This window comes from Pontibacillus yanchengensis Y32, from assembly GCF_000770635.1.
GTDB lineage: Bacteria > Bacillota > Bacilli > Bacillales > BH030062 > Pontibacillus > Pontibacillus yanchengensis.
Genome location: NZ_AVBF01000005.1, coordinates 22,469 through 37,498, shown reverse-complemented (window position 1 = coordinate 37,498; position 15,030 = coordinate 22,469). Strand labels below are relative to the sequence as shown.

Sequence of the window (15,030 nt, the reverse complement as noted above, 5' to 3'; positions counted from 1 at the left end):
TATTTTTTGTTTGAAAATTTACAATTAATTGATATTAGCAACACATTGACTTTATATACTAGAAGCATAAATTGACGTTAGGTCTTGGGGAAAGAAAATACGAATGTTGACTCAGGAAAAGGGGGAATCCTGATGAAAATCGCTATTTTTACGGATACGTTTACCCCTCAGGTAAACGGAGTTGCGCGGACGTTTCAATTGTTTGTAGATTATCTAGATGAACAAGGTATTGAGTATCGATTATTTGTTCCCGAGACGAAGGAAGAAGATCTGTTCTCCAATCAGATCCACCGTTTTACAAGTGTACCTTTTTACTTGTATCCAGAGTGCCGTTTCTCATTTCCGAAGATGAGTCATATCCGCAGGCAACTAGAAGAATTTCAGCCAGATTTAATCCATATCGCTACGCCATTTAATATAGGCCTAAGTGGTTTGTATTATGGTAAAAAATTGAACATACCAATTGTAGGATCCTATCATACTCACTTTGACCGTTACTTAAAGTACTACGACCTACAGTTTCTATCAAAATGGATATGGAAATATATGCGCTGGTTTCATCAATCATTCCGAACCACATTTGTACCCTCTGTAGAAACGAAGCATGAACTCCTAAAGCACGGTTTTCACGACGTTGGAATTTGGAGTCGTGGAGTTGATTGTAAAAAATTCAAACCACTTCAGGATGCTGAACCTTTACGCTCTAGATACAATATAAAAGCTCCACACATCTTATCCTATGTTGGCCGACTTGCTCCCGAGAAGGATTTGCATACATTGATGGAAGCGGCAGAACAGCTTCCTGACCACATAAAAGATCAAGTACATTGGTTGATTGTAGGGGATGGACCTATGGCCAATGACATGAAGAAGCAAGCACCAGACAATATGAGTTTTACCGGATATTTGAATGGAGAGAATCTTGCAGAAGTGTACGGAGCTTCAAGTTTATTTGTTTTCCCTTCTACTACTGAAACATTTGGAAATGTCGTATTGGAATCCCTTGCTTGTGGAACTCCTGCAATTGGTGCGAGAGCAGGGGGAGTTCAAGAGATTATTTCTCATAATCAGACCGGGTTTTTATGCAATCCAGGAGAAGTGGATGAGTTTGTAGCATCCATCTCCAATGCAGTGGACAATGAAAGTGAATTAAAGAGGATGAGCTATGAAGCAAGAGAATATGCACTAAAGCGTTCATGGTCATCTATTTTTGAGGATTTATTAGATCAGTATGAAAAGGCTCTTCAACTTGAAGAACGCTCTGTTGCTTTATAGGGGCAATGATTTAACTGTATCATACAGGTCCTTACGAGTAACGCTGATTACACATAGGAAAGGGACTGGTGAACCTTATGAAAAATATTGCTGTAGTAGGGACGGGATATGTAGGCTTAGTGACGGGAGTGTGTCTTGCTGACCTTGGTCACCATGTCATTTGTATAGACGTAGACGAAGAAAAAGTAAGTCAAATGCGTAAAGGACATTCACCGATATATGAGCCGCAATTAGAAGATCTAATGAAGAAGAACATTGAAGAGGGGCGGCTAACATTCACCACCAATCATGCATGGGGGATTCGAAATATGGATGTTATCTTTCTTGCAGTTGGTACCCCTCAGCAACAAGATGGTTCTGCAGATTTATCATATGTGCAAAGGGCAGTGAATGATATTGCCCAGCATATCAATCGAGATGTAGTAGTTGTGAACAAGAGTACAGTACCAGTGGGAACAAATGAAAGCATACAACAATATTTTAATCAACACGTTGGAGAATTGGGGCAAGTGGATGTTGTATCGAATCCGGAATTTCTGCGGGAAGGATCTGCTGTGTATGATATGTTCCATGGAGACCGTATTATTATTGGAGCAGACAATGAAGATGCTGCTTTACTCGTGGAAGAACTTTATCGTCGTTTAAAATTGCCTGTAGTAAAAACGGACATTCGGAGTGCGGAAATGATTAAGTATGCGTCGAATGCGTTTCTGGCTACAAAGATTAGTTTTATCAATGAAATTTCCTCTATTTGTGAAAAAGTAGGCGCAAACATAGAAGATGTAGCATATGGAATGGGGAAAGACCGAAGAATAGGGACTCAATTTTTACAGGCTGGCATTGGATATGGCGGCTCTTGCTTTCCTAAGGACACAAACGCTTTAGTCCAAATTGCTGGAAATGTAGAGCACAAATTCGATTTACTTGAATCTGTCATTCACGTAAATAATCGCCAGCAACTCTTACTAGTGAAAAAAGCTAAAGAGCGATTAGGCTCATTACATGGCAAACGAGTGGCAATGCTTGGATTAGCTTTTAAACCAAATACGGATGACATTCGCGAAGCAGCTTCTGTAGTAGTCGCCAATGAACTTATTCAAGAAGGTGCCTATGTAACAGCCTACGACCCAATTGCCATGACCAACGCAGCTAAAGTGCTAAATATTGAATTTGCAAATTCTGTAGTAGAGGCCCTACAAGAAGCAGATGTTGCTCTTATTATTACAGAATGGGATGAATTTAAGCAGCTGCCACTAAACACATACTCAGAACATATGAGAGTGCCAATCGTATTCGATGGTCGAAATTGCTATACATTAGAAGCAGTACAAGAAGCCTATTTAGAATACCATTCAATAGGGCGCCCAGTGGTCGGGGAAGTAGACTTGAATAAATATTTATACATTCAAAACTTTTTGAGTGAACATGGATAAGGTATGCACATAAGAGAGACGGAAGACGATTATACAATAGTAATTACTATAGGAAACGCAAAAGGGAGTTCAATGTAAAAATTCCTTTTGCGTTTTTTATTGGTTTCTTGTTCTAGTAGAGAGGCATAATCTATAAGACTTGGGTTCGACTAGGGTGGGGGTGAGAGGAAGGGAGCATAAGAGGAAGTGAAGAGAGCAAAAGTAGTTCATAGAGAGCATAAGAGAATGGAAGAGCGCAATACGAACTCTAATTTTCAAGATAACGAGGGTCTAGAGGTATAGCAAAAGGGCTTGGAACATCAAGTTCCAAGCCCTTTTAGTATATTACTTGATGAATCTATTACCATACTTAAGCAGTGGTTTCTTTAATAGCATCTGCAATTTTTGTTGCGGAAGCTTGTACTTTCATAGCTAGTTGATTGATAGCATCTTTTACATTTTGTAACACTTGCGTTTGGTCTTGAAGAGCTTTCGTTTGCTCGCTAGTTTGTTGTGTTAATTGACTTAATTGATCAATGACACCACGAAGTAGAAAGAACAAGACGCTTAGTCCAATAGCCGTAACAATTAGCCACACCCATCCCTGGTTATACCATGGCTTCTTAGGTGTCTTGTCTTTTGTGTGTGAAGTGGCGGGATTATGCTTATCTATAGATGTCGTTTGTTGTTGATTTGTCTCGTCTGTGTAAGAAGACATGAAATTCCTCCTTTGAATAGTTGCATGTTCTTACACCAAAGTGTTCGTGAAATCTATATCGTTTTGGGTGTCTGTTCACTTGGGAATTTGCGCCATTTTTTACGAGCTATATTTTCCGATAGCTTTAGGTTGTTTTTGTAGAATCAGACCAAAGCTAAATCCACCTATAAGCAATAACGCGGTTGTCGTAAAGAAAACGGAGGTGAAGCCATACGCACTAGCAAGTAATCCTCCTAAAGCAGGTCCGATAATATTTCCCAGGAAACGTAAGCTTGTGCTGTAGCCAAGTACTTCGCCTTGAATTGAGACAGGGGCAACTTGGCGTATATAAGCTGTTCGAACTGGGATAATCCCGCCAATGGTAATCCCTAGTAAGAAACGGAGGGCAACAAGCTGCCAAATGTTCTCCACAAACGCTCCCGGTAAATAAATGATTCCAGATGCCAAAAGCAAGAAGACAAGAACTTTTTCATAACCAATAGAGTCAGCAATCTTACCCCATTTTCGAGCCATAAGCAGATTACCTAATCCTGCAATAGAAAAGGCAATACCAGAGTAGAATGCTAGATTAACAGGTCCATGTAATTCACTTACATAAAGAGCTAAAATGGGCTGGATGCTGAAGTGAGCGATTTGCACAAACATGGATACAATCATAACGGTTAACAAAACTGGATGAGTTAAAATATAATGTATAACTTCTTTTCGTGAATAGGGCTGCGCGGACTCATTTTCTGTCTCGATTCTGTATTCCTGAATCCCTAAAAGAACGAACATCGCTGCTATAAATAAAGAGATGGAGGTTAGTTGAAATGTACTTGAAAAACCTACCGTATCAGCTAGCACTCCTCCGAATAACGGCCCCATTAAACTACCAGTGACATTTCCAGTCTGTAGTGTGCCAAGAGCTCTTCCTGAAATGTCTTTCGGTGTTTGCGTCGAAATTAACGCCTGTGAGGTCGAGATAAATCCAGTAAACACACCCATAAACAGGCGTAAAATAAATAATTGCAGGACAGAAGTGACAAATCCCATAAGAAACACACATAGTGCTAAACCGATGCCAGATAGGACGAGAATTATCTTTCGCCCGTAATGATCACCAATCCTTCCCCATATAGGCGAAAAAATAAAAGCTGTGAAGAAGGTTATCCCAAAGGTTAATCCGGACCAACGTTGTACATATGGATCAGAAAAGTTACCAAATGTCTCAATGTATAAAGACAGAAAAGGCATAACCATCGTCATACTTCCTGCAATGAAGAAGTTTGCAAACCACATGATTAGCAAATTTCGTTTTGCAAGGTGTTCTGTATTCATTTGTAAAAAACCCTTCTTTCATCCAAGGAAACTATTTCGAGTATCTAAATATAAACTTCACTATAACAAATCAGAACTTCTTATACAAAAAAAGATAGCCACGTAGGCTATCTTTCCCAACCATTATATTAATAAGCTAGTCCAATAGATTTTGAGACAAAGGTGTCTTCTTTTACAGCTTTGATTAAAAAGTGTGCTACATCAGCACGCGAAATTTTCTTTCCTTTTGATGGTACACCTTCATCAGATGTACGATATTCCCGAGTTATAGGGCCATTATCTAAACGTAAGGGTCTAGCTACGGTCCATTTAAGGTTGCTGTCTTTTAGTTGAAGGTAGGCATTTTTATGGTCTGCTAGAACGTTTCTTAAAATGATGCCTGCCATAATTCCTGTTACACCAGGAATTTCTTTATGAATACCTGCAGAAGCCATATAAGCAATCCGTTCAACTCCGTGTCCTTTCATAGAGTTTATAATATTCGCTGTACTATTCGAGAGGTTCGTTGATTTCTTACGACCAGCTGTGCCGAGGCAAGATATAACGGCATCTTGTCCTTCTACACCTTTCCATACAGCTTGTTCATCACGAGCATTTCCTTCTTGAATAGTTAAGTTAGGATGTTTGAGGCTTATTTTTGAAGGTGTTCTTAAGAATGCTGTTACTTGATGACCTTCGTCTAATGCTTGTTTGACAACCTCTTGTCCTGTACGCCCTCCTGCACCAAATACAATAATGTTCACATAAAGACCTCCTGACGATTATTTGTATTTCCATTATAGCAATCATTTAAAATTATGTAAGAACAAAAGCGCAAGCGCCTTGGTCATCCCGAGGGGGTAGGCGCTGGAGCTGGACGTGGCCACTTCACTTTTTTAGTGTACACAAGCATTGAATTTTATAATTTCCTAAAAAAAAAGAGTCTATTCCTTGTGAATAGACCCATTCCTATTCCTTATCTACGCTTAAATAAATCAGCGAATAATTCCGAGAATGCTTGAATGATTTCGATAGATTGAAAAGTAAATAAACTAGCAGCTGTTAAGGAAAATAACCCTATTATGACAAAACGCATGGAATGTGCTATGTGAAGCCATGCCATAGTAATCCCTCCTTATTTCATCCTTAATCATACGCCTCACACACAAATATGCAAGGGGAGATCATGTGATAAAACTAAAAACTCTTTTATCATCCCCTTAGGCAAACAGCACAATAAATGTATAACTGAATACGATACAACATGACGAATAGTGAGGAGTGAGATTGTGCCAATATCTATTGTTTTTAATCAAATTGCTGCTAATCAGCTTAGTGATAATTCTACGATAACAACAGGACAAAATAACCAACCAGACTGGTCTTGGCAAGGGAAAAGCAATAACGCTGCAGGGATATCCGCCGGATTTGTAGTGATGCCAAACAATGTAAACATTATTATGGATAATGATGTTGTAGATGTTCCAGTTACGAACCCAGAGATTGTAAACCCTCAGCCAAACATTCAGTATTAGAGGTTCTATATGCATATTCAATTTGATTCGATAAACATAAACAATATGGAGATGAATAGTGGAGTATTTACCGGTTCAAATTACCAAGCAAATTGGTCTACAAATTTTAAAATGAATAACGGCATCGGTTTGGTTGTTGGGAACGGGAATGTTATCGCTCATAACCTGAATATTGTAGATGATAATGATATTGTAGATACACCAATTAAAACGGTCTCAAATAACTACAAAGAGGCGGAGAAAAAAGGTGAGGAGACTTAATCATGCTCCTCTTCCATTTTCTTCTTCATCCACTGTTGGACCCATTCAGGTTGCTCACTTTTAGGTCCTTGATTGGTCATCATATCCATAAAGGCTGCATCTTGTAACAATGAGCGAACCCCTTCTGTTTTATTCCCATCTCCAGTAATTGAGCCAAAGCCCTGAGAATGCTTTTTATAACTTTCAAAATGGGAAGGTGCGTTATTTCCAAAGTTCACACAAGAAGCGCCTTCAACTGTTCCAATCCGTATGGTTCCAATAAAAAAATTAGGTGAAGGACAGTCCATTTCAACCCTCCTTACTTGTTGGAAAGGACACTGAGTATCCTTTTTTGGTTGTAGAAACCTGTTGATTTTGTTGTTGTGATTGTTGTTTCTTTTCAGGGGTATCTACAGATACTCCAAAGTTATTTCCAACGTTTAGTGCACCACTTAGTTCCTCAATATCTAAGGATTCTAGAGAGAAGGTTAACTGTTCTAAAGTAGGATCTTTGATATCTACATGTTGAATATGAAAATGAAATTCATTTCCTTTTTGTTGCTCAGTACTAATCGACTTTTGCAGTTCTAATATTTGTCTTTGTAATTGTTGTATTGTCTCCTCTAACTGCTTTTCTTTTTTCTTGAAAAAAAACATTAGGAATCATCCTGTTGATCTGTGTTTTTCATAATGATGTGTTTGTTGTTTATATGAATATTCTTATCTCCATTAATAGAGCCATTACCTTCATTACGACGTGTGGAGGTGGAGAAGTTGGTCTGAAAATTATCACCGGAGAAGACGGCAGAAGATTCGCTTAACTGATCGATGGAGAAATTCTGAAATTGGATTTTCATTATCTACACCTCCTTCAAACTAAATGGAAAGGATTGACCAAGGTTGAAGCATTTATTTGATATATTATCGCAGTTAAACAAAATGGGTAATACCCATCAATGGAATGGGCAATTACCAGACATGATGGATATGAAAACAATAGATTCCTATATTCAGCGTACAATTCAACAATCACTTAATGGAAGCTATGTTCCACAAAAACACAATGAAGATGTAATTGAATCAAAATCCAATAAATTGAACTATGAACTAGTAGAGCTTCACCAATATTATATTGTGAAAATAGAAATACCTGACACGGTTTCTGTTCATGAATTGTCGATTTCCTTAGGAAACTGTAAGCTCATTATAACTGGTCTGCCGGGAGGGGAAACCCAGGCCATACAACTTCCTGAACAACCTTACAGTAAACAGTATAGTGCTCAATATAAAGATGGCATAATTGAAGTGAGGCTCATGAAAAAGGGCGATGACTCATCTCGAGACATCTATATTCAATCATAGCAACAGTATCTCATGAGGTACTGTTGTTTTTTATATTTGCAGCATACTATGCTTTCTTATCATTATTCTTCCTCTTGGAAGGTGATGGGAATTCCATCAGGTGTGGCCGGTTTATTCACATGAATGACTAATAAGCCGTTTTTATAGGATGTATGGATGTCGTTTGATGTGAAGTGGAATGGAATGTGAATGGTTCGCTTGAACTTTCCATGTAAGCGTTCTTCATGAAGTAATTCCTCTTTAGGGATAGGATACCGATATGCCAATGCACCTTGTAACAATAAGTCTGTTCCATGTTGTTTTAGCGTTATTTCTTCAGCTGATCTAAGATCTGGTATTTCGATTACGATAACGACTTCGTTGTCTGTTTCATACATATCATAGGCTGGCCCACGCTTGGGAATCATATGATGCATCTCATCCCAAAAATCTTCCCCAAGAACCTGTTCTACGCTTTTTGAAAATTGATCCCAGTTCACTCTGCTTTTATCCCTTTTCATATAACCACCTCTCTTATTTATTTATATGAAGGAATAGCTATATCATGAAATGATTCTATTGTTTATATTCCCCCTTAATGGGTATAGGTATATTATGTTACTCCATAAAAATCCAGTCGTATTAGCCAAGATCCTTTGAGTTTACTCAAACCAACCTTAAAGGCATTACTTTCTGAAAGGAGTATGATTGTGACAAATCCATTATCGAAGAAAGTCACCTTAGTATTCTGGATAGCAATTGCTATGTCTGCAATATCCGTTGTTTGGGGGGTACTATCTCCTGAAAATTTAAAAGGTGTTACCTCATCCATTCGTAGTTTTATAAGTGTTCATTTTGGGTGGTATTACTTATTAATCGTTACCTTATTCGTATTGTTTTGTCTGTTTATCATTGTGAGCCCATACGGTAGCTTGAAGCTAGGGAAGGCAGATGAAAAACCTGAATATAGTATGCCTACATGGTTCGCTATGCTATTTAGTGCAGGTATGGGAATTGGACTAGTTTTCTGGGGGGTAGCTGAGCCTGTTTCTCACTACTCCAATAACGCCCCAACAGCAGAAGCAGGAACACCTGCAGCATTACAGGAATCAGTACAATATGTTTATTTCCATTGGGGATTACATGCATGGGCCATATATGCCTTAGTAGCATTAACATTGGCATATTTTAAGTTTAAGAGAGATGCGCCTGGTTTAATTAGTGCGACCTTGTACCCTTTATTAGGAGACAAGGTTAAAGGACCAATTGGAAAGATAATTGATGTTATAGCCATATTTGCGACGGTTATCGGGGTAGCTACCACATTAGGGTTTGGTGCTGCTCAAATCAATGGTGGATTAACGTTCTTAACTGATTTACCTAACGAGTTTTGGGTACAACTTCTGATTATTGGTATTGTAACTGTATTATTTATGTTCTCTGCTTATACCGGATTAAGTAAAGGGATTAAGTACTTAAGTAATGCAAATATGTTCTTAGCGCTTTTGTTATTTGCATTCATGTTAGTTGTAGGACCTTCATTGAAGATAATGAATGTCTTCACGGATACTATTGGTTCGTATTTTAATGATGTTGCACAAATGAGCTTTCGACTTTCTCCAACGAATGATGAAAATCAAACGTGGATTCAAGACTGGACTATATTTTACTGGGCATGGTGGATAGCGTGGTCTCCGTTCGTAGGAATCTTTATTGCTCGGGTATCAAGAGGGCGTACCATTCGTGAGTTCTTGATGGGCGTACTCATTGTACCACCGCTAGTAAGCTTTTTATGGTTTGCAACATTCGGAATGTCGGCGATTAACTTAGAACAAGCTGGAGCGGACATTGCAGGTCTAGCACCAGAGCAAGCATTATTTGGAACGCTTACTCAATATCCGTTAGGGATTGTAACGTCCATAATAGCCTTGTGTTTAATCGGTACATTCTTTGTAACATCTGCAGACTCAGCGACGTTTGTACTGGGTATGCAAAGTACAAATGGTTCTTTAAATCCACCAAAGACGGTGAAATTCGCTTGGGGAGTTGCACAATCATCCATGGCAGCAATTCTTCTGTACACGGGAGGATTACAAGGATTGCAGAATGCTTTAATTACAGCGGCACTCCCATTCTCGGTCATTATGCTGCTCATGATGTACTCGCTCTATAAGGCTCTTGTGGAGGACAAGGCCATATTAATTGATCAAACGAAAAACTCTTCTAGTACAAAAGATGAGCAAAAATCCAATCAATCGATGTCTTCATAAGAAGATCCCCCTTGGTTCATATAAAACCAAGGGGGCTTTTGTGTTGGTTATTTTTTAGTTGTTGTTGCAAAGAGCTGCTCTTCGCCTTGAGCACGTTTTAATGCTGTAATCGTACCCTGGTGTAATCCCTCATGCCAAATAGTGAAATTCACAATCTCAGCTAGGGTGGTAAACGTGACGTTTTCACCTAATTGAAAGGGTTTATCTCCTTCTTCGTACAAGCGCCCTTGAAAAGTTTGCTTCAATCTTTCTGTTTGCTCAGCTAGATTTTCGCGAAGTTCTTGGAGCGAAGGAGGTGATGCTTCCCACATAGATGGATTAGTATTTGCGTTAAAGAGTTCTACATAATGGGCAGGGAGTGTGGGCTCTTCTCCGATGAAACGGTGTATCAGGTTTTCTTGGGCAGTATAGATATGCCCTAGGTTCCAGCGAATTGTATTTTGAAATCCCTCAGGTTGTACATCAGCCATATCCTCCCTAGTGGCATCAAGGGCTGCTAGTGTTCTCATGCGTACAAATGATAATTGTTGAAACAACATTTCTTCATTTAAGATAGTGTGTCACTCCTTTTATTTATGTTTGCTCACTTGTGTATTCTTCGATAAGACCTGAACGTTTCCCTTCTGTTTCATCAAGAGTAAAGAGCGTATAATTTAGCTCCATACCTAATCCTTAAAATAGATCTCACTTGATTAAGCTAAGGGATATCGATAGAGTAGTAGTTATAATGTCTGAACTATTTGAAAAATTAGGAGGTCATTTTTATGAAAATTGTTAAGTTAGAGGACATCATTGGTACTGAGCAGGAGGTTAAAGGAGACACATGGGAGAGTCGTCGTCTTCTATTAAAAAAAGACCACATGGGATTTTCTATGCATGACACTATAATCAAAGCTGGAACGGAGACCCATATTTGGTACCAGAACCATCTGGAAGCTGTCTATTGTATTGAAGGGGAAGGAGAGGTCGAAACGGTATCTGATGGGAAGGTTTATCCTATCCAAACCGGGACCGTGTATGCTCTCGACCAACATGATGAACATTACTTAAGAGGAAAAACGGACATGAGAATGGTGTGCGTATTCAATCCTCCTATAACAGGTAAAGAGATCCATGATGAAAACGGCGTTTATCCACTTGTTGAGGAGGAATAGTACTTAATTGGAAGCTCGCTCATAAATTTAAATTGTCGCTCATAAATCAAGAATCTGGCTCATAAAATGCAATTCTCGATCATAAATCAAGAATCTCGCTCATAATGCTGTATCTAGGTCAGTCCGTGGGCTGCTAATTAGCACACATATTCCCTACTTTCTAGGTTTGAGCTAGATAGAGGAACAATAGTAACAAAAAAACTGCCTGGGAACATTAATTGTTCTCAGGCAGTTCTGTTTGTTTTTGCATGAAGTTTTTGAGCCAAGTTGATTTTCCTAGGCCTAGCGTTTCATGTGGAACAGTTACTTTAAAGGCGATTTGATTCTTTTCTAAATCAAAGGCTTTGGCTTTTACTTTTAAGCCATATTTAGCTTTTATTTTCGTGAAAGCTACATAAATACTTTCCTCATCTGGGTTTACGATGACCCAATCGGGCATTGGATAATTATCACGTATATAATCTAATACTTTTCTATTAGGTAATTGTAATCGACCTAGTGTAATAGAAGTTTGCTCTAACATAAGATCGCCATTTTGTTGTACCTTTGGTTCAAACTTCATTGTTAATGGTATTTCTTTCTCAAAAGCAATAATCGTTCCCCTCAATTCTACACTATCTTCAAGGGAAACAGAGTATTTTAGTGGTTCCCCTTTTGATAATTCTATTAAATAACTATTAATAATTTCATTAATATTATTAGTAGTGGATTGAAGGGTGAACTCAGCTTGTTTGCCTTGTATAGGGTCATCTTCAGGAATGGTTGTTGTATTCGACGGCACATAGACGAGAAAGACTAACCACGCTATCACACCAACATTAATAATGGCCAACAACCAAAATAGCCATTTCCACTTGTTTACTTTAATTGCATTGAACATACCAAAACTCCACTCTATCGATCATTCTGTTTCCTCCTGATTGCTGTCTTCTTCAGTGGTATTTTCGTCTTCTATCTTTTCAATCTCACTTTTAATAGAATCAAGTACCCGTTTTGCCATTAGTTTATAGCCATTTTCATTTGGATGAAAATTGTCTTCTGAGTAAAGAGGTTGGGTAGGGTTTTCAAACAAATCTTTGATAGGTATGAATTCAACTCCTTCATTTTCCCTTACAACGTCTTTACTAATGCTATTCCAATCTTGAATAATTTGTTCAAGCTCTGGGATGTTGCTGAAATATTGATTGAATGGGTTGTATAATCCAATTAAGTAGATAGACGCTTCATCGTTTTTATTTCGTATGGTTGTGAAAATCTCTTGTAGTTGATTACGATAACTTTTTTGCTCCTGAACAAAAGCCTGGTAGTTTAGGTTAGTGGCATTATTTTTTACAACTTTCATAATATCATTGGCACCGATCGTAATAAGGATAAGGTCAGAATCTTCGATAGAGGAAGCGATTTTATCTTCTTCCAATCGTTTAAGTAATTGATCGGTACGGTTGCCTCGTTTACCAAAGTTCTTGATCGAAATCTCTACGTTATTCTTGTTTTCTTGTAACGTACTCTCCACAATCCCTACGTAGCCTCCATTATTCGTACTATCACCCACCCCTTCGGTTAACGAATCTCCTATGGCGACAATATCTAGATTTTCACGAATAAAAATACCCTTTGCTCCATCTATTACATGAGAGAAGGCTTCTTTGATTCCCTCGGATATATTCTTTTCTTCGGTTTCTGGTTCTTCCTCAGAAGTATCTCTTACTGGCTTTGTTGCTTGTTTTGTATGGATTTTCTCTACTTCTTTATTTTCGGTTGAAGTTGCGTTTTCTTTACCGTATAGATACAGAGCTCCTGTAAAAACGACAACTAAAGAGACTAATATGGTAATGGTTTTTATAAGCTTATGCTTCACCTTCATCACATCCTGTCTAACATTTAGGATAGTACAATCACACTTGTCCCACATTCATTTTTACGAGAGTTGGGGACGGGGTTTGTTATCAATTATTGGAAATGTGGTATAGTGGTTCGTATTTATATTATAAAAGCTGACTGTAATACAGTGAATGAAAAATAAACAAAAACAGCTTATTACTACACATTTATTTCTAAAATTTTAATAAATGACACTCTCGTTTAATGAGTAGCTAATTTATCTAGTCTTAATAAAATAGAAAGCTTATGCTTACAAATAATAGAGGGGATTCCAAAATGTTGTATCTTCCTACATTTGGTTATTTTTATGGGGAAGTATATAATATAAGACGGTTTAAATAAAATACACTGAGGTGACTTAATAAACATGTGTGGCATATTTGCAATGACAGGCCATATCAATAAACAACAAATGAACAACGTATTAGACAGTATGAAACATCGAGGTCCAGACGAAGGGAAAGAGGTACCACTAACACATTTTCACCTCGGGCATCAGCGGTTATCTATTATTGGTTTACATGATGGCATCCAGCCTATTCATAATCAAGATGAGTCAAAATGGATTGTCTGTAACGGAGAAATATATAACTACCCTGAATTAAAACAGGAATTACAAAAAACAGAAACATTTTTAACAGAGTCAGATAGTGAAGTAGCACTTAAAATAGTGGAGAAAGAAGGAGTAGAGGGAATTAAGAAGCTAGATGGTATGTTTGCTTTCTTTATTGCAAATGAAGAAACCAATACATTCATCGCAGCACGTGATACATTAGGGATTAAGCCTCTATATTACGGTAAGGATGAGAACGACCAATATATTTTCGCATCAGAGCTTAAGACGTTATACCAGGTGACGGATGACGTACGAGAGTTTCCTGCAGGTCATTATTTCACTCCTGAAAAAGGGTTTGTATGTTATAGAAAAATAGAGAATCCAACCAATACTACGGAGGAAAAGCCGGAAGAAGCATATACTTCAGCTATCCATGATTCCTTAACAAAGGCTGTTGAGAAGCGTATGTTAGCTGATGTAGAAGTAGGCGTCCTACTAAGTGGAGGATTAGACAGTAGTTTAATTGCAGCAATTGCGGCTAAGTTAAACAAATCGGATCAACCAATCAAATCATTCTGTGTAGGATCAGAAGGTAGTGAAGACCTTTTACGTGCTCGTGAAGTAGCAGAAGCGATTGGGACGGAACACTATGAGTACGTGTACACGCAAGAAGAACTAATTGAAGCTATTCCACATGTCATCTATTCCTTAGAATCATATGAACCGTCGTTAGTCAGAAGTGCATTACCGAACTACTTTGTATCGAAACTAGCTTCTAAGCATGTGAAGGTTATCCTTTCAGGAGAAGGTGCAGATGAGTTGTTTGCAGGATACGATTATCTTAGCAAGTTTGAAACAACAGAATCCTTGAATGAGGAGATCATCCGAATCATTAATACGCTGCATAATATTAATCTTCAACGAGCGGACAGAATGAGTATGGCACACTCACTTGAACTTCGTGTTCCGTTCTTGGATTTAGAGTTAATTGATGAGGCGTTACAAATTCCTGCCCATTTAAAGCTTCATACAGAAGAACAAATGGAGAAGACCATTCTTCGTAAGTCCTTTAACGATATGCTTCCGGAACATGTATTGTGGAGAAAGAAAGAGGAATTCTCAGCAGGGAGCGGTGCTTTAGATATATTGGAAAGCTATGCAAACGAGCATATATCTGATAAAGAATTTAAACAGCTAAATCAAGAAGCAACAGTACCCATCCGAAGCAAACAAGAATGCTTATACTACAAGTACTTTAAAGAAAGTTTCCCTCAATCATCAGCACTAGAGACGATTGGTAAATGGGCAACTGCATAGCTTGCATAAGCGATATGAAGCGCAAAGTCGCA

Annotated in this window: 19 protein-coding genes; 8 read left to right on the top strand and 11 right to left on the bottom strand. The window is 38.2% G+C overall.

The window, feature by feature from the left end:
- Positions 1-132 precede the first annotated feature (132 nt).
- Together N782_RS03115 and N782_RS03110 are read left to right on the top strand one after the other, a co-directional pair.
- Positions 133-1,275, top strand: a complete 1,143-nt coding sequence (locus N782_RS03115; RefSeq protein WP_036816034.1) for a glycosyltransferase family 4 protein — start codon at positions 133-135, stop codon at positions 1,273-1,275.
- A gap of 77 nt (positions 1,276-1,352) precedes the next feature.
- The gene (locus tag N782_RS03110; protein WP_052111152.1) at positions 1,353-2,708 is read left to right on the top strand and encodes a UDP-glucose dehydrogenase family protein; all 1,356 of its coding nucleotides are present in this window, start codon (positions 1,353-1,355) and stop codon (positions 2,706-2,708) included.
- A gap of 349 nt (positions 2,709-3,057) precedes the next feature.
- Here N782_RS03110 and N782_RS03105 read toward each other — a convergent pair whose 3' ends face one another.
- The 4 genes from N782_RS03105 to N782_RS21740 form a co-directional block, all read right to left on the bottom strand.
- Positions 3,058-3,405: a hypothetical protein gene (locus tag N782_RS03105; RefSeq protein WP_036816032.1), complete on the bottom strand. Its 348-nt coding sequence runs from the start codon at positions 3,403-3,405 to the stop codon at positions 3,058-3,060.
- A 99-nt stretch (positions 3,406-3,504) separates the two neighbouring features.
- Positions 3,505-4,725, bottom strand: coding sequence for an MFS transporter (locus N782_RS03100; protein ID WP_036816031.1), 1,221 nt, complete (start codon positions 4,723-4,725; stop codon positions 3,505-3,507).
- A 128-nt stretch (positions 4,726-4,853) separates the two neighbouring features.
- Positions 4,854-5,468, bottom strand: coding sequence for an NAD(P)-dependent oxidoreductase (locus N782_RS03095; protein ID WP_036816029.1), 615 nt, complete (start codon positions 5,466-5,468; stop codon positions 4,854-4,856).
- A 212-nt stretch (positions 5,469-5,680) separates the two neighbouring features.
- Positions 5,681-5,827, bottom strand: a complete 147-nt coding sequence (locus tag N782_RS21740; RefSeq protein WP_202595662.1) for a hypothetical protein — start codon at positions 5,825-5,827, stop codon at positions 5,681-5,683.
- 166 nt (positions 5,828-5,993) lie between these two features.
- Between N782_RS21740 and N782_RS03090 the strand changes: the two genes are divergently transcribed.
- Together N782_RS03090 and N782_RS03085 are read left to right on the top strand one after the other, a co-directional pair.
- On the top strand, positions 5,994-6,239 hold the full coding sequence (locus N782_RS03090) for a hypothetical protein (protein ID WP_036816026.1): 246 nt from the start codon (positions 5,994-5,996) through the stop codon (positions 6,237-6,239).
- A 9-nt stretch (positions 6,240-6,248) separates the two neighbouring features.
- Positions 6,249-6,500 carry a hypothetical protein gene (locus N782_RS03085; RefSeq protein ID WP_036816024.1) on the top strand — a complete coding sequence of 84 codons (252 nt, stop codon included), beginning with the start codon at positions 6,249-6,251 and terminating at the stop codon, positions 6,498-6,500.
- Here N782_RS03085 and N782_RS03080 read toward each other — a convergent pair.
- From N782_RS03080 to N782_RS03070, 3 genes are read right to left on the bottom strand one after another with little or no spacing between them, the layout of a single operon-like run.
- Positions 6,497-6,787 (bottom strand): hypothetical protein, encoded by a 291-nt coding sequence (locus tag N782_RS03080; protein WP_036816023.1) that lies wholly within the window; start codon positions 6,785-6,787, stop codon positions 6,497-6,499. The genes N782_RS03085 and N782_RS03080 overlap by 4 nt on opposite strands.
- A gap of 1 nt (position 6,788) precedes the next feature.
- On the bottom strand, positions 6,789-7,136 hold the full coding sequence (locus N782_RS03075) for a hypothetical protein (protein WP_052111143.1): 348 nt from the start codon (positions 7,134-7,136) through the stop codon (positions 6,789-6,791).
- Positions 7,136-7,336, bottom strand: a complete 201-nt coding sequence (locus N782_RS03070) for a hypothetical protein (protein ID WP_052111142.1) — start codon at positions 7,334-7,336, stop codon at positions 7,136-7,138. The genes N782_RS03075 and N782_RS03070 overlap by 1 nt, the downstream gene beginning before the upstream one ends.
- Positions 7,337-7,379: 43 nt before the next feature.
- Between N782_RS03070 and N782_RS03065 the strand changes: the two genes are divergently transcribed.
- Positions 7,380-7,841 (top strand): Hsp20/alpha crystallin family protein, encoded by a 462-nt coding sequence (locus N782_RS03065; protein ID WP_036816016.1) that lies wholly within the window; start codon positions 7,380-7,382, stop codon positions 7,839-7,841.
- Positions 7,842-7,903: 62 nt separating this feature from the next.
- On the opposite strand, the gene N782_RS03060 is transcribed toward N782_RS03065, so the two are convergent.
- A complete protein-coding gene (locus tag N782_RS03060) occupies positions 7,904-8,341 on the bottom strand; it encodes an Hsp20/alpha crystallin family protein (protein ID WP_036816015.1) in 438 nt (145 codons plus the stop codon).
- Between the two features lie 189 nt (positions 8,342-8,530).
- On the opposite strand from N782_RS03060, the gene N782_RS03055 reads away from it, so the two are divergent.
- Positions 8,531-10,090 carry a glycine betaine uptake BCCT transporter gene (locus tag N782_RS03055; protein WP_272913637.1) on the top strand — a complete coding sequence of 520 codons (1,560 nt, stop codon included), beginning with the start codon at positions 8,531-8,533 and terminating at the stop codon, positions 10,088-10,090.
- 47 nt (positions 10,091-10,137) lie between these two features.
- Here N782_RS03055 and N782_RS03050 read toward each other — a convergent pair whose 3' ends face one another.
- A complete protein-coding gene (locus N782_RS03050; protein ID WP_052111141.1) occupies positions 10,138-10,629 on the bottom strand; it encodes a DinB family protein in 492 nt (163 codons plus the stop codon).
- 225 nt (positions 10,630-10,854) lie between these two features.
- On the opposite strand from N782_RS03050, the gene N782_RS03045 reads away from it, so the two are divergent.
- Positions 10,855-11,244, top strand: coding sequence for an ectoine synthase (locus tag N782_RS03045; RefSeq protein WP_036816013.1), 390 nt, complete (start codon positions 10,855-10,857; stop codon positions 11,242-11,244).
- Between the two features lie 214 nt (positions 11,245-11,458).
- Here the strand turns inward: N782_RS03045 and N782_RS03040 are convergent, their stop codons facing one another.
- Entirely contained in the window at positions 11,459-12,124 is a 666-nt protein-coding gene (locus N782_RS03040) for a YpmS family protein (protein WP_036816012.1), read from the bottom strand.
- Between the two features lie 21 nt (positions 12,125-12,145).
- Positions 12,146-13,102: an SGNH/GDSL hydrolase family protein gene (locus N782_RS03035; protein WP_420805574.1), complete on the bottom strand. Its 957-nt coding sequence runs from the start codon at positions 13,100-13,102 to the stop codon at positions 12,146-12,148.
- A gap of 390 nt (positions 13,103-13,492) precedes the next feature.
- On the opposite strand from N782_RS03035, the gene asnB reads away from it, so the two are divergent.
- Positions 13,493-14,998 (top strand): asparagine synthase B, encoded by a 1,506-nt coding sequence (gene asnB, locus N782_RS03030; protein ID WP_036816011.1) that lies wholly within the window; start codon positions 13,493-13,495, stop codon positions 14,996-14,998.
- Positions 14,999-15,030 lie beyond the last annotated feature (32 nt).

Coding starts and splice junctions, on each gene's coding strand:
- N782_RS03115 (WP_036816034.1), top strand. CDS start 133: ATGAAAATCGCTATTTTTACGGATACGTTTACCCCTCAGGTAAACGGA.
- N782_RS03110 (WP_052111152.1), top strand. CDS start 1,353: ATGAAAAATATTGCTGTAGTAGGGACGGGATATGTAGGCTTAGTGACG.
- N782_RS03105 (WP_036816032.1), bottom strand. CDS start 3,405: ATGTCTTCTTACACAGACGAGACAAATCAACAACAAACGACATCTATA.
- N782_RS03100 (WP_036816031.1), bottom strand. CDS start 4,725: ATGAATACAGAACACCTTGCAAAACGAAATTTGCTAATCATGTGGTTT.
- N782_RS21740 (WP_202595662.1), bottom strand. CDS start 5,827: ATGGCATGGCTTCACATAGCACATTCCATGCGTTTTGTCATAATAGGG.
- N782_RS03085 (WP_036816024.1), top strand. CDS start 6,249: ATGCATATTCAATTTGATTCGATAAACATAAACAATATGGAGATGAAT.
- N782_RS03080 (WP_036816023.1), bottom strand. CDS start 6,787: ATGGACTGTCCTTCACCTAATTTTTTTATTGGAACCATACGGATTGGA.
- N782_RS03075 (WP_052111143.1), bottom strand. CDS start 7,136: ATGTTTTTTTTCAAGAAAAAAGAAAAGCAGTTAGAGGAGACAATACAA.
- N782_RS03070 (WP_052111142.1), bottom strand. CDS start 7,336: ATGAAAATCCAATTTCAGAATTTCTCCATCGATCAGTTAAGCGAATCT.
- N782_RS03060 (WP_036816015.1), bottom strand. CDS start 8,341: ATGAAAAGGGATAAAAGCAGAGTGAACTGGGATCAATTTTCAAAAAGC.
- N782_RS03050 (WP_052111141.1), bottom strand. CDS start 10,629: ATGTTGTTTCAACAATTATCATTTGTACGCATGAGAACACTAGCAGCC.
- N782_RS03045 (WP_036816013.1), top strand. CDS start 10,855: ATGAAAATTGTTAAGTTAGAGGACATCATTGGTACTGAGCAGGAGGTT.
- N782_RS03040 (WP_036816012.1), bottom strand. CDS start 12,124: ATGTTCAATGCAATTAAAGTAAACAAGTGGAAATGGCTATTTTGGTTG.
- asnB (WP_036816011.1), top strand. CDS start 13,493: ATGTGTGGCATATTTGCAATGACAGGCCATATCAATAAACAACAAATG.